This window comes from Rhizobium sp. 01N424, from assembly GCF_056399485.1.
Genome location: NZ_JBFTRK010000028.1, coordinates 1 through 12,674, shown reverse-complemented (window position 1 = coordinate 12,674; position 12,674 = coordinate 1). Strand labels below are relative to the sequence as shown.

Sequence of the window (12,674 nt, the reverse complement as noted above, 5' to 3'; positions counted from 1 at the left end):
AGGGCACTTGCCAAAACCGGCGTCGGATACATGGCGAGATAGACGTTGGCGACGGTGGCCCGCGACTGATTTAGGATGAAGCGGAAAGGACGCTCCGTCTTCGTATCGCCACGGCCCATGTAGGTGCAAACAATGGGCGAGGGCGGGCGGTTTTCCTGCGCATACCAAAGAGTGCGGTGGCTGCACAGATAACGCTCGTGAAGCCCCCTCGCCTTCCCCTCTTCAAGATAGGCCAAAAGGGAGGGATAGCGTCGCGCAATTTCCTGTTCAGGCAAACCGGGGTCCAGGAGAAACAGGCGACGCTCCAAGCGGGGAAGCCCCTCGGAGTCGGCCTCAATCTCATCGGTCTTCACATAGCGCGGGCTGGGCAGAATAGGTCGGAAGCATTCAAGCGGCAGGCCGCGCGCCTCGATCTCTTCGGCACTCAAAATGAAATAGCCATTGTCGCCGGTGGCGAGGCCGCGCTTGATTTTGAAAAAGTCGGAAACGGTCGGCAAAGTTGATTTAGCCCGCACGTTCGCGTTGGGGAACCGAGTCCATTTTGCCTCCTGCGCCAGCGAGACAGCCGGGACCATCTTTGAGATTTTCGGCGCGGCCATCGTGCCGCCGAACGTGAACTCCACAGCATGACCGGCGGGCGGTGGCTCGTTGCGGAACCACACAACGGCTGACGATACCAACGCGTCGGCAAACTGCACGTCGCTCGGGTCGAAACGGTGAATATGCAGCAGCGTCACGCGGTCCAATAAGTAGCGTTTTACGGCCTGGCCGTAATTTACGTCCATGAACTCGCTCGGGATGAGCCAGCCAGAAATAGCGCCTGGCGCGAGCCAAGCTTGCGCCAGGCCCATGAAGTAGCAATACAGCCCGGCAAGCCCAGCGATGCGCGTTCCGCATGCTAGCTGCGTCCGTAGTTGCAAACGCCCCTTTTCGCCGTTCGGCATGTGGTGGTGTCGGACATAGGGCGGGTTGCAGATTAGGAGATTGAAGCGCGGATCGGCGTCTTCCTGGGTGAAGTCAGATAAGGTCATCGACAAAGGCGTGTCGGCCCAAAGCTTGGCGGCCGGAATGCCGTAATGTGGGTCGATCTCGAAACCCTGAGCTTCGCGGATACGTGCAGCCGGAAAGGTTTTCAGAAGTGCGGAATAAAATGATCCCGTCCCAATGGCCGGATCGAGAAACTGCACGGCGGCGTCGGCAGGCAAGAGGCTCCTAGCATAGCCAAGAATGTCCTCGGCTAGAGCGGTCGGCGTGGCAAACTGCCCTAGCTTGTTACGTTCGAGCGGAGTCTTTTCGCGGTCAAGCTCCCCTTGCAGGGCGAGGCGGGCCGTTTCCCGGGCGGCAAGGTCTATGGACCTGGTCATATGCCGAACTCCGCGAGATCGTCGATGCGATGTTCCCAAACCCAATCAATGCCCTCGGCGGCTTCATAGCCGAGATAGCCGCTGTCAAAATAACCGCACAAAAACAGGTTGAAACGCACCTGTCCGCCGTAATTGCTGCGAAGCTGCGCCATTTTCACAGCCTCTTCCTTGCGACGTTTGTTAGTGTTGGTGAAGTCACCGGCCGATTTAGCTTCGATAAAGATAGGTAGTTCCTTCGGATCGGAACCAAGCGGCTTAATCACCGCATCCACTGGAATATTGATCGTTTGCACTCCGCCTTCCAGCTTCACCGGCACATTCATGCGAAAGCTGAAAGTTCCGGGAGGCATGGCGTCGAATTTGGTGCCGACCGCAACCTGACGATACTGCTTCGCCTCAAGCCATGCCTTGATCGCGGCAAGCTGTCGTTTTTCCTGCGCATTACGAATGATCGGATTGGCCACAGCTCCACAAAGCCTATCTGCGATAATGGTGGCTGCGCGGTGAATCTCTGGCTCGGTCGCTTGGGCCTCGCGGCCCAGCCACACGAAAATATCTGGGTCGGCCAATTTTTCAATGATGGTGCCGATCTTTACGAGATCAGCGTCCATCGCGGCAGCTCCCATGCGCGGCGGGAGTTTCCTTGTCAGCTCCATCGTCTTAACGAGACTGGGAGACACCCCCGAAAGGCCGATAAGTCGGTCAACAGCAATGGGCGGACAGGTCGACATGCGCAGCGTCGACAGAACTTCCGGGTGCTTCCGCAAGATCACCGGCTTAATGTTTGTCATGTTTTCGGTGGCATGCAGCGTCGCTTCGACGGTCTTCGTCGTTTCGATGCGCGTTTCGCGGAATGCCTTCGGTGCGAAGTTCATAAACCAGTCGTTATACATATCGACTGAATTAGCGATGTCGGCTTTCCAATTTTGGGGCTTGTCGAGATTTACGGGCATTATCACTCGGTTTTCTTGCTCTGGTTTTGGTATAGCGCCCACATTTCTTCGAAAAGCTTTTTGAGACTGATACTCCGTCGCGCCGCTTCTACCTTCACGGCGGAAGCTTGTGCCGGTGAAAGGCTGAATCCGACGATTTGACGGACGGACTTATCTCTGAGTCGACTCGATGCTTTTGCCATAGTTCATCATGTCGACATGTCGACGCCAGGGTCAAGGTCGCCGTCGCTTTCTTCCCCAACCTAGCTGTTCCCTGTTCGATCCGCGCCGGAGGCGGGATCGACCGCCCGAAGGGCGGAACCGAATGTTCCCCGTCCCGATACCTCATGCGCACCGACGCGCGCAGCGAAGGGCAAAAGCGGCGAAGCCGGGACCAGAGCCACGCGCAGCGCAGCGAGCATGGCGAGGACCCACCTTTTGCCCGTAGTGAGCACGGCGGTAAGCTGGCGGTCGGGATGGAAAACAAAGCATCGGCTGAAAGCCGATTCCGCTTATGTGTTCAGATGGGCGTTCTCTGTGGCCCTGTAAGTTATCCACAGGCCCTGTCGATCTCTTTTCTAATTTCTTTTTTTTAAGTTCAAAGATTCAGGGGCTTCTAAGCTTTGTATTTACTCGCTTTTTTATCCTCGATCATAACGGATTGGGGGCCTATCGTAACGATTCGGGGGGTTAGATCATAACGGTCTGGGGGGCATATCATAACGAATTGGGGGGCCAGGGAAGCGAGGTTATCCACAGGGCGACCGCACTGCCGGACCCTCATCATAACAAATCGGGGGCCTCTTTTCGTGCGTAACATAACGGGTTGACCAGTGTTACGTTATGTCTGAAACTCGAAAGGATGAGCTTAGCGATTCAACAAAAGGCCAGCCTCGACGGCTTCGTAAAACCAGGCGAATTGATCGACATTCGCGCGGGGGCCGAGCTGTCTCTGCAGGATAGGCGCATTTTCAATCTGCTGATCGAAAACGCCTGGTCGCAAATTGGGGAAGACACTACGCATCGCATCGCAATCAACCGGCTGCGCGGCCCCAGGCACAGGGGAGGCGAGCGTGTCGCAGATAGCGTGAAGACGCTTATGACGACGCTCGTTGAAGTGCCTGTTAGCCTGGAAGGACAGGCGGCCGTCTTCTCAACGCAGCTCCTGGGCGAAACAACGCGGATGATCGATGAGGACAGCCCGAACGCGGTGCTGATCTACAGCTTTCCGAAGGGGCTGCGTCGGATCATCCAGGACTCGCGCTATTGGGGGCGGATCAAGGCGCACGTCATGTTCGCCTTCAGCTCAAAATATGCGCTTGCGATGTACGAGGCGGTCTGTCTGCGGGGAAATCTCCGCGTGAACGAGCAACGTTTCACGGTCGAAGAATTCCGCGCCTTGCTCGGCATAGAGGATGGGAAATATCCAGGCTTTCCGCAACTCAAACAGCGGGTAGTTGATCCTGCTGTGGCGGAAGTGAATGGCCTCTCCGATTTCAAAGTGGAAGTCGATCCGGTGCGCGACGGCGGCATGGTACGCGGCCGGTTGAGAGGCTTCGTTATCCGCTGGGAAAAGAAGACTCCGGACGAATGGAAAAACGCCTTGGATGAGCTGCGCAGGCCCCGTGTCGGTCGCATGGCTCGGATGAGTGGCAAGGTCGAAAAAGTTTTCTAGGGGTTCCCGTCATGCCCGAACTGGTGATCCGTCCCATGCAATGGTCGGCGCTGCCGCCGCTCCACGAAGCCCCGCCACTGGATGGGGGCGATGTGGCGTGTCTTCACGAAATCCAGGCGGTGCTTGCCAGGCACGGCAAGCTGGATCGCTTCGCAATCCACCTGGCGCACAGCCATTTCGAATTGGCACCTGACGAAGTGCTGATCGAGCGACCGGACCCTGATGGCCGGACGCAACACGTAACCGTCGGCCGCCTCGAGGACGAACCTGCGGCACGGCCGACAACCTGGCTATTCGATGAAGGGCCAGAGCTGCGCCTGTCGGATGCGGTCTATTGCGTCTGCGTTTCGGACCCTGGCAAAACTGATGCCTGCGCACGGCACGGCAAAAGCTCGTCGCCGTCAAAATCTAAGATCGACGAAGACCGCGCGGCGCTGAAACGGATCAGTGAGGACGCCGCACGCCATGAACAAGGCTTCCCGGTCGGCGGTGGTCGCGGACGTGAACGAAACCGACGCGACGACAACTAAGACGGCCGCGGCCCGGATGGCCGCTGCGGCTGGTGCTGCTCGTCGCTATGGATCGAGCGACCTCCCCTGCCCTGTCGCTGGCCCTGGCGCATTCGCTGCGCACGGCTGTTGAACGGTTCATAAGCCTGCCGACGCTCGGCGTTTCGCTTCTGCCATGCGCGGCGCACGTCTTTCCACTGCTGATCCTGCGTCGCCCTGAGCTGATCGCCCTGCTGGCCGTATTGATGGCGTAGGCGGGCGAAGTCCTGGGCAGCCCCCTCCTCGATGCGATTCTGTGCGGTGTTGATCTCGTCGCGGATCTGCTTGGCGAACTGGCGGCGCTGCACCTCCTGCTGACGGTCGAATGTCGCGCGGCGCTGCGATGCTGAGAACATCGACCAGAAAAGCGTCAAGGTATCCAGATTTGGATTTTCCCGGCGTAGCGTTGAATAGGTCATCAGCATGGAGACGACGCGCAACAGACCGCTCCGCTCCCTGGCCTCAAAGCGGCGGCCTTCATCGCGCTGCATCTTGAACAGCTCGCGCCAACGCGGTTTGGCGGCTTCCTTGATTTCGTCCGCCTTGCGGTCCTTCTGAACGCGGACGTTCGTCCGGAGACGCTGTTTCACATTGTCATAGGTGCGTTTCAGCTCGGCCCATTGCCGCGCGTGGGCTTCCCGCATGGTGCGCTGCATGTCGTAGAGCTGAGCGTCCTTTTGGCGCTGCTCGGTCCTGACAAACTCATATTTGAGGTTGTCGTTGCTAGTGTCGCGTTCGGCCTCGAACTGCGCGCGCGGCTTCCGGGCGGCGTCCACCTTCTCGCCCTGGCGGCGGCGCTCGGCGTTTTCTTCGCGCGCGGGGCAGTAGTTTTTCCCCCTGCCCCGGTCGTAGGCCAGCGCCCAGGCGGACAGCTTGCGCTTGGAATTGCTGAGCGGGTCCGCGATACCGTTTTCCGGATTCACCCGGTTGACCATGATATGAACATGGGCGTGCGGCTCGTCATTGTGGGCGACGATAAGGGCCTGGTGGCCTTCCAGCCCCAAGGCGACCAGACTGGCGCGGGCAGCTTCAAGCTGCTCCTCGCGCGTCGGACGCTCCTCGGGATGCCATGACAGCGAATAGGCCAGCACCGGCCCGGCGGTCATTTTCCGGCCAGTCGCCTTCACCCCGGCCGCCGCCTTTAGCTCGGCCTGCGACATGGCAGTGTCGGCCATCATGCGCCAAGCCCGTTCCGGGTCGTCAGTGGCAAGATTGACGGTTTCGGTCCAGGCCACGCGTCCGGCCGTAAGCCGTTCCGCCTCGCCCTCCTCCCGCTTGTCGTGGAGGTAATAGGCGGCGGCTCCCTTAAAGCTGGTGCCGAGGTCAGTCAGGGCGGGGATCATAAAGCTGATCCAGGTGGGCGTTGATACGGGCAGCCAAATCGGCAAGGACGGCATCCGAGGGCGCGCGTCCGACATTGGCGCGGCGGGCGAGCTGGTTGAGGTTGACCCCGATCCGCATCAATGCGGTCGCCAGTCTGGCCCGCACCTGTTCGGCGGCCTGGGTCGGGGGCAACCGATAGCCAAGGGATCGATGCCGCATGAAGTCGGCAACGGTCATCCCGTAGGCTGCGGCCAGTTCTTCCAGGCGCACCCGTTCGGCGTCCGTAAGCCTGACGCCGATAGGTCTGCCGCGCACCTCGTCAAACGCCTTCTTGGGCCGTCCCATGATCCACGTCCGCCGCCGTTCTTTGGGGTGGGTCCACCAGGGAGGGGTCTCCCCTCCTCCTGGCCAGAGTTTTTGTGAAACAAAAACACATCTGGCTACCCGCCTAACTTCGATTGTCGCTATGAAAACTTAAGATTTCCATAACCGGGCTGCAACCCCTCCATGGAACTGCCTTGGAACGGGGTATGAAACAATCCGCAACCGGGGTGAAACACCACCGGACTTAAGATAAAAAAACCGCAGAAAACGGCCAGCAATGGGTCGTTTCGCTACGGTTTGGATCGATAGGAAGACAGGTTGCGGAACCCCTGCCCGCACCTGTACGGCACACCAGGCGGAACGGGTTATCCGGTCTTACCGAATAGCCGTGCAAAGAACCCCCGGTCGTCCGTAGGCTGCGCTGTAGGGGGTTCTGGCGGCTGTGTGCGCTGATCGGTCAATATCCTGGTCAAAACGCGCCGTTCCTCGGTTTCACCGTCCAGGCGGCGGCGTAAATCCTCGATCTGATCGGAGAACTGGGCACGTTCGCGGTCCCGCTCCATGCTCAAGGTCGCAGCCACTTCACGAAGCCTATTAACTTCGGCCTGTAAGAGCCGGGTTTCATTGGGTGTTTCACCGGGTTGCGAATCGTTCCTTACCGTTCCACTGGAACCCGTTGCACGCTGTTCCTCTGAAACACGGCTATAAACTCGGAACAGTTCGGAAGCGTCGATCTGATAGCTACCATCCGGTCGCTTATCGGCTGAAATCTTTCCACTTTTTATGTCTCTGGACAGGGTCGCCTTGGAAACTCCCGTTTCCCGCGCGGCCTCTCCAAGCGTAAATCTGGTCTGTGTCATGGGGGTTGCGATTCGTTTCATGTGGTGTTCGTGAAACCATATCATGCAACACCCATGATGCGAAAAGGGTACTATTAAAATTATCCTCCGGAATTTATGGTGGAGGCCTGCTTTCCGGGCCGAGGCGCGCGTTGGGACTGATATTTACAGGGTTGGGTCTTCTGTTTGCCGGGTTCGCAGGCGTCCCGCTCGGCTGGTTTCTGACACTATACTTCGGATGGTGGGCCTATCCTTGGCTTGGGCCTGTGATCGGCTTTGTTCTTGCCTGGCTGATCGTCAACGCGGTCCTTGGATCGGCCCTAGCTGCGCTGACACTCGTGGGCGGCGGCCTGTGGGCGACCACTCCGATGCGTTGGCTGGTGGGGAAGGGGGCTTTGCTGTTCCTGCTGATCCCGCCCGTGATAGCCGTGTTTTTTGCATTCCATCAGGTCGGCCTTCCAACCTTTTGGCTAGTCGATATGGCAATGCATCCGTTGAATGCGTTCGTTCCGTTTGTGGACCCACGCGCTGACCTAAACGGAAGAGGTTGGTTCGAACGACTGTTTGCTCAATCGCTCGGTCCTGTTCTGCGTCTGATGATATTCGGAGGTGCGATCAGCGGCCTATTGCGGTTCGCACAGGATTCAAAGCCGGTCGTCTCCACCGTCACGCGGCCGTTCCGGGCAATATGGAAGGCGGTCAAAACCGGGCTAGGGGGGTCGGCCGGAATCGACGGCCTTCTGGACGAATGGCTGATGCCCTGGAAGCCGGGACAGGTGATCCTCGGCACGTCGCTGTATGAGCCCGGTCAACGGCTCGGGAAGACTGACGATCGGCACTTGCTGACGATCGCAACCACGCGGGCAGGGAAGGGGGCTTCCTGCATCATTCCGAACCTGCTGGTTTACCCTGGCTCGGTCCTGGTGATCGATCCAAAGGGGGAAAACGCGGCCGTGACTGCCCTGGCCCGGCGACAGATGGGGCAGGATATTCACATCATCGATCCGTTCGGAGTGATGAAGGCGCTCGGCCTCGATCCCGCCGACTATCCGGCGCAACGGTTGAACCCGCTCGACGCGATAGGTCGGAACGACATCGATGTGGTCGAGCAAATCAATAACCTGGCCGACGCGCTGATTGTCCGCTCGGATCATGGCAATCCGTTTTGGGATAATGCCGCGCACGGTCTTCTATCCGGAATCATCGCGCATGTTCTGGCCTGGCCCCAACTGCGCGACAACGAAAGGCACCTTGGCACGGTGCGAGACTATGTGACGGAGACGAACGGCCGAAAGCTGACAGACCTGGCCGGGCAGGAAGGGATCGCGGGCTTGACGGCCGCTGCGGTGTCAATGCTGAAAGGCTCGAACACCTCCGCAAGCGACGTTCTGCTGACGCTGCGCGTGCATGTGAAATGGATTGATAGTCTCGCCATGCGGAAGGCGCTCGAAGCGTCCGATTTCGACCTGGCGAGCCTGAAGCAACGCAAGGCGTCGCTCTATCTCGTCATTCCGCCTCGATACATGCAAATCCATAGCCGCTTTCTGCGCCTGTTCATCACGGTCGCCATGCACGCGGCCGGGGCGAGCGTGAAGGCGGAACACCCCATGCTGTTCATCATGGATGAATTTCCGGCGCTCGGGCCGCTGAAGATCGTGGAGGAGGCGGCGGGCGTGCTGGCGGGCAGTGGGGTGCGCATCTGGCCAATCATCCAGAACCTGACGCAGCTCCGGCCGTACGGCGACAATTGGGAGGTGTTCGTTGCGAACGCCGGGCAAATTCAGGTCTTCGCCATGAACGACCAATCGACAGCGCGATATTTCTCCGAACGCCTGGGCCACCATATGGCCTGGCGGAAAGTGAGCAGAGGGGGAAAAGTCGAGTGGGTGCCGCAAGGCGCAACCTGGTTGCGGACGGCGGCGGAACTGTCCCGCGAAAGCGCGCGCGACACCAACCGCGCCCTCGTGTTCTACGAAGGCGGCGGCACTGCGATCATGCAGCGCACGCCGTACTGGCAGCAATTCAAGCCTTCTGAATATCAGCCGAACCCGTATCAGAAGGGCAGGGTGAGGATTGATTGGGAAACGATCTTTGATGAGATCGAGCGCCACGGCTGGAAAGCCTTCTGGGCGAAGCTCACCGGGAAAGAGGCGCCGGCGCCGGACCCCGAACCGCCGGTGATGGTGGTCGACTCTGACCCCGCGCCCGAACCGGCAAAGCCAGAAAGGCCGCGACCAGATTTCGATTCCTTGTGGAACGAGCTGCAAGGGCAGGGGCCTGATCCTGCGGACGCGGCGCTAAATGCAGAGCTGCAAAAACTCGAACCTAAAAAGCGCACGCGCAAGGCGCGGCCGAAAAAGCCAGAACAGGATTTAGGCCGATGACAGCAGAATATTTCTACACGCTCGATCTGGGCGCGGTGTACGGCGAAAAGCTGGAAACGCTCGCCGCCTTTGCATCCTATGACGATGTGGAGGCGTTCGCGGCCATGCTGCTGCGGAGCGCAATCGACCGACTAGACCAGGACATGAAGGCCGAACTGGCCAGGGCCGATAAAGAAGCAACAGCCCCAGAGTCGGAAGACCCATTACCGTTTTAGATCACAGAACGGACAGCAACCCCGTCCGCGACGCGGGGCAGGCGTCCACTGGAAGCCCGCCCAATTCCGCTTGCTCCCGACACCCTGCGGGCGTCTGTCCATTCAAACCTGAGCTGCATAACCAATGCGGCTAATCCTACCGACACCCTGTGGGCGGACGTTGTGAGCCTAACAACGATCCTATATAATCGAATATCGTTATCGTGATTCGATTATGAGGCATTACAGCGTGAGGTATGGAACATCAGGAACTTCTTTCGGGATTTATCCGGCTCCACGTCCTGCACCATGCGGCGCAAGGCGACCTGTATGGCAACTGGATGATCGAGGAGCTGGCGCGGCATGGCTACAAGATCAGCCCCGGCACGCTTTACCCGATGCTGCACGCGCTCGAACGCAAGGGCTATCTGACCTCGCGCACGGAGCGGGCAGGCCGCTCGCAACGCCGAATCTACCGGGCCACGCCCTATGGCATCGAAGCGTTGCGTATGGCGCAGGAAAAAATTCGGGAGCTGGTGCGTGAAGTTGCCCCCTATCACGGCCGCCCCTGATAAAGCTGCCGCAAGCCCCCGCCGATATTTTCCGGGTGAAGTCTTCAGCGCCTTCCTGAAACTCGGACTCACGTCGTTCGGCGGCCCGATTGCCCATCTCGGCTATTTCCGGGACGAGTTGGTGGTGCGGCGCAAATGGATCGACGAGGCGGGCTTTGCCGATCTCGTAGCGCTCTGCCAGTTCCTCCCCGGCCCTGCATCCAGCCAGGTCGGCTATGCGCTAGGGTTGCTGCGCGGCGGGCCGCTCGGGGCGCTTGCGGCATGGTGCGCCTTCACGCTGCCCTCCGCTGTGCTGCTGGTCCTGTTCGCGGCGGGCGCTGCGGCCTTCGGCGGGCCGGTCGGCATGGGCCTGATCCATGGCCTCAAGATCGTCGCCGTGGCGGTCGTGGCGCAGGCCGTATGGGGGATGGCGCGGACGCTCGCGCCGGACAGGCAAAGGGCGGGGATCGCGCTTGTCGCGGTCCTGATCGTGGTGTTCCTCGCCGGATCGGCCGGGCAGATCGTGGCGATTGTCGTTGGCGGGCTGGTGGGCCTGTGGCTGTGCCGGAACACGGTCGCAACGCCGCCCGGCCACTTGGCCTTTCCAGTGTCGCGGCGGGCCGGTGTGATCGCGCTGACGGCCTTTTTCGCGCTGCTGGCGGGCCTGCCGCTGGCGGCCTCCGCCACAGGCGCGCACGGCGTAGCGCTGATCGATGCGTTCTACCGCTCCGGGGCGCTCGTGTTCGGCGGCGGCCATGTGGTCCTGCCGCTGCTGCAAGCGGCCGTGGTCCGGCCGGGCTGGATCAGCTCTGACGGGTTTTTGGCCGGATACGGGGCGGCACAGGCGGTCCCGGGGCCGCTGTTCACCTTCGCAGCCTATCTTGGCGCGGCCATGAAGCCGTGGCCAAACGGGGTGGCAGGCGCGGTCATCTGCCTTGTATCGATCTTCCTGCCTGGCCTGCTGCTGGTCACGGGCGCGCTTCCCTTCTGGGATGCCTTCCGCACCCGCCCGATGGTGCAAGCGGCCATGCGCGGAACGAACGCGGCCGTTGTCGGCATTCTCGCCTCGGCGCTTTACAGCCCGGTATGGACGAGCGCGATCTTGAACCCGCGCGATTTCTCGGCGGCGCTCGTGGGCTTCGTTCTGCTAACGGTCTGGAAAATACCGCCCTGGAGCGTGGCGATCCTGCTGGCGCTCGCGGGCATTGCGCTGCAATTCGCGTGACCGCGCAAAAAGGAACCATTTTGCGCGCTTTTCAGAGGATAACTAAGCCCTTGAATTGATTGGGGCTGGAACCGCGCAAAAAGGTGGTGCAAAATTCCCTCCATGAAAATAGGGTATGCGCGCGTCTCGACCGACGAACAAAATCTCGATCTGCAACGGCAGGCACTTGAGGCTGACGGCTGCGCCTATGTCCATGAGGATAAGGCGTCGGGCGTCCTGAACGGCCGCAAGGGCCTGACGGACGCCCTAGCACGCTGCCATGAGGGCGACGTGTTGGTGGTCTGGAAGCTCGACCGGCTCGGTCGGTCGCTGCTTGATCTTGTCGGCCTGGTGGAAGATTTGAAGACGCGCGGGGTCGGCCTGAAAGTACTTACTGGGCAGGGCGCGCAAGTGGACACGACGCGGCCGGAAGGCCGGATGATCTTCGGCATCATGGCAACACTGGCCGAATTCGAGCGGGAGCTGATCCGGGAACGCACAAAGGCGGGCATGGCGGCAGCGAAACGCCGGGGCGTTAAGGTTGGCCGCCCCCGGAAGTTGACGCCCTATCAGTTGGGGCAGGCGGTTGAGATGATCGGTAGCGGACAGTCCCGTGCCGACGTGGCCGCGCTGCTCAGCGTCAACGTAGCGACGCTGCGGCGAGCGTTGAATTCTCAGGAAACGGCCGCATGATGGACCCCACGCCGACGCCGCGCAAAAATCTGTTTACGGTGGGCGACGCGGACGCCTGGGAGGAACAGTTTCATTTTCTGTTTTACGTCCTCGGTATGGATGCGAAGCAAATTGCGCAGATTGACCATGGGTTCGGTCCCGATGATCCGAACGCCTGGCTGGCGTATTTTTGGGAACAGGAGATTGAGCGAGTTTTCCCCTTCACCGATGTCACTCGGATGATTGCGGCTGCGAGCCCGCCCCGCTAGGGCGACGGCTTAGTTCCATGCCGTATCGCTCGCGTCTATTCCGCAGCCTCGAAAAACATTTCGGCTTGGCGCACAGGGAAGTCGGGCAGAAGGGAAGCAATTTCAGGGACCGGCACGTTCGCCAGTTCCTTCGGCTCAAGCTTGTGCAATCCGCCGCCGTAGACTCGGCCTTCCCCTAAAAGCTGCTCGGGGGTGATGCGATTCAGGGCTTCCCATACGGGTCGGATCAGCGCGGGGTCTTTGGCTAGGGCACTTGCCAAAACCGGCGTCGGATACATGGCGAGATAGACGTTGGCGACGGTGGCCCGCGACTGATTTAGGATGAAGCGGAAAGGACGCTCCGTCTTCGTATCGCCACGGCCCATGTAGGTGCAAACAATGGGCGAGGGCGGGCG

The 12,674-nt window shown here is 60.2% G+C and carries 15 protein-coding genes; 9 read left to right on the top strand and 6 right to left on the bottom strand.

Going from position 1 to position 12,674, the window contains the following annotated elements; all coding sequences use genetic code 11:
- Together AC1DNK_RS29705 and AC1DNK_RS29700 are read right to left on the bottom strand one after the other, a co-directional pair.
- On the bottom strand, positions 1 to 1,364 hold a 1,364-nt coding region (locus AC1DNK_RS29705), incomplete at its 3' end, for an Eco57I restriction-modification methylase domain-containing protein (protein ID WP_477944808.1).
- Positions 1,361 to 2,317 (bottom strand): XamI family restriction endonuclease, encoded by a 957-nt coding sequence (locus AC1DNK_RS29700; protein ID WP_477944806.1) that lies wholly within the window; start codon positions 2,315 to 2,317, stop codon positions 1,361 to 1,363. The genes AC1DNK_RS29700 and AC1DNK_RS29705, both read right to left, overlap by 4 nt.
- Positions 2,318 to 2,643: 326 nt before the next feature.
- Between AC1DNK_RS29700 and AC1DNK_RS29695 the strand changes: the two genes are divergently transcribed.
- The 3 genes from AC1DNK_RS29695 (at position 2,644) to AC1DNK_RS29685 (ending at position 4,501) form a co-directional block, all read left to right on the top strand.
- Positions 2,644 to 2,892: a hypothetical protein gene (locus AC1DNK_RS29695; RefSeq protein ID WP_477944804.1), complete on the top strand. Its 249-nt coding sequence runs from the start codon at positions 2,644 to 2,646 to the stop codon at positions 2,890 to 2,892.
- A 266-nt stretch (positions 2,893 to 3,158) separates the two neighbouring features.
- Positions 3,159 to 3,971 (top strand): RepB family plasmid replication initiator protein, encoded by an 813-nt coding sequence (locus AC1DNK_RS29690; protein ID WP_477944803.1) that lies wholly within the window; start codon positions 3,159 to 3,161, stop codon positions 3,969 to 3,971.
- A gap of 11 nt (positions 3,972 to 3,982) precedes the next feature.
- Positions 3,983 to 4,501, top strand: a complete 519-nt coding sequence (locus tag AC1DNK_RS29685) for a hypothetical protein (protein ID WP_477944801.1) — start codon at positions 3,983 to 3,985, stop codon at positions 4,499 to 4,501.
- On the opposite strand, the gene AC1DNK_RS29680 is transcribed toward AC1DNK_RS29685, so the two are convergent.
- From AC1DNK_RS29680 to AC1DNK_RS29670, 3 genes are all read right to left on the bottom strand, one after another.
- Complete coding sequence (locus tag AC1DNK_RS29680) at positions 4,498 to 5,862, bottom strand: relaxase/mobilization nuclease domain-containing protein (RefSeq protein WP_477944800.1); 1,365 nt, start codon at positions 5,860 to 5,862, stop codon at positions 4,498 to 4,500. The genes AC1DNK_RS29685 and AC1DNK_RS29680 overlap by 4 nt on opposite strands.
- Positions 5,843 to 6,187, bottom strand: coding sequence for a plasmid mobilization protein (locus tag AC1DNK_RS29675; protein WP_477944798.1), 345 nt, complete (start codon positions 6,185 to 6,187; stop codon positions 5,843 to 5,845). Before AC1DNK_RS29675 ends, AC1DNK_RS29680 begins: the two co-directional genes overlap by 20 nt.
- A gap of 344 nt (positions 6,188 to 6,531) precedes the next feature.
- On the bottom strand, positions 6,532 to 7,047 hold the full coding sequence (locus AC1DNK_RS29670; protein WP_477944797.1) for a hypothetical protein: 516 nt from the start codon (positions 7,045 to 7,047) through the stop codon (positions 6,532 to 6,534).
- 110 nt (positions 7,048 to 7,157) lie between these two features.
- Here AC1DNK_RS29670 and AC1DNK_RS29665 point away from each other — a divergent pair, with 110 nt between their 5' ends.
- The 6 genes from AC1DNK_RS29665 (at position 7,158) to AC1DNK_RS29640 (ending at position 12,279) form a co-directional block, all read left to right on the top strand.
- Positions 7,158 to 9,389: a type IV secretory system conjugative DNA transfer family protein gene (locus tag AC1DNK_RS29665; protein ID WP_477944795.1), complete on the top strand. Its 2,232-nt coding sequence runs from the start codon at positions 7,158 to 7,160 to the stop codon at positions 9,387 to 9,389.
- Positions 9,386 to 9,604, top strand: a complete 219-nt coding sequence (locus tag AC1DNK_RS29660) for a hypothetical protein (protein ID WP_477944793.1) — start codon at positions 9,386 to 9,388, stop codon at positions 9,602 to 9,604. The genes AC1DNK_RS29665 and AC1DNK_RS29660 overlap by 4 nt, the downstream gene beginning before the upstream one ends.
- A 236-nt stretch (positions 9,605 to 9,840) precedes the next feature.
- Positions 9,841 to 10,155 carry a PadR family transcriptional regulator gene (locus AC1DNK_RS29655; protein WP_477944792.1) on the top strand — a complete coding sequence of 105 codons (315 nt, stop codon included), beginning with the start codon at positions 9,841 to 9,843 and terminating at the stop codon, positions 10,153 to 10,155.
- Positions 10,130 to 11,359 (top strand): chromate efflux transporter, encoded by a 1,230-nt coding sequence (gene chrA / locus AC1DNK_RS29650; protein WP_477944810.1) that lies wholly within the window; start codon positions 10,130 to 10,132, stop codon positions 11,357 to 11,359. Before AC1DNK_RS29655 ends, chrA begins: the two co-directional genes overlap by 26 nt.
- A 102-nt stretch (positions 11,360 to 11,461) precedes the next feature.
- Entirely contained in the window at positions 11,462 to 12,031 is a 570-nt protein-coding gene (locus tag AC1DNK_RS29645; RefSeq protein WP_477944791.1) for a recombinase family protein, read from the top strand.
- Positions 12,028 to 12,279, top strand: coding sequence for a hypothetical protein (locus AC1DNK_RS29640; RefSeq protein ID WP_477944790.1), 252 nt, complete (start codon positions 12,028 to 12,030; stop codon positions 12,277 to 12,279). Before AC1DNK_RS29645 ends, AC1DNK_RS29640 begins: the two co-directional genes overlap by 4 nt.
- A gap of 35 nt (positions 12,280 to 12,314) precedes the next feature.
- On the opposite strand, the gene AC1DNK_RS29635 is transcribed toward AC1DNK_RS29640, so the two are convergent.
- Positions 12,315 to 12,674 (bottom strand): hypothetical protein (locus tag AC1DNK_RS29635; RefSeq protein ID WP_477944788.1); only part of this gene is annotated, 360 nt, incomplete at its 5' end.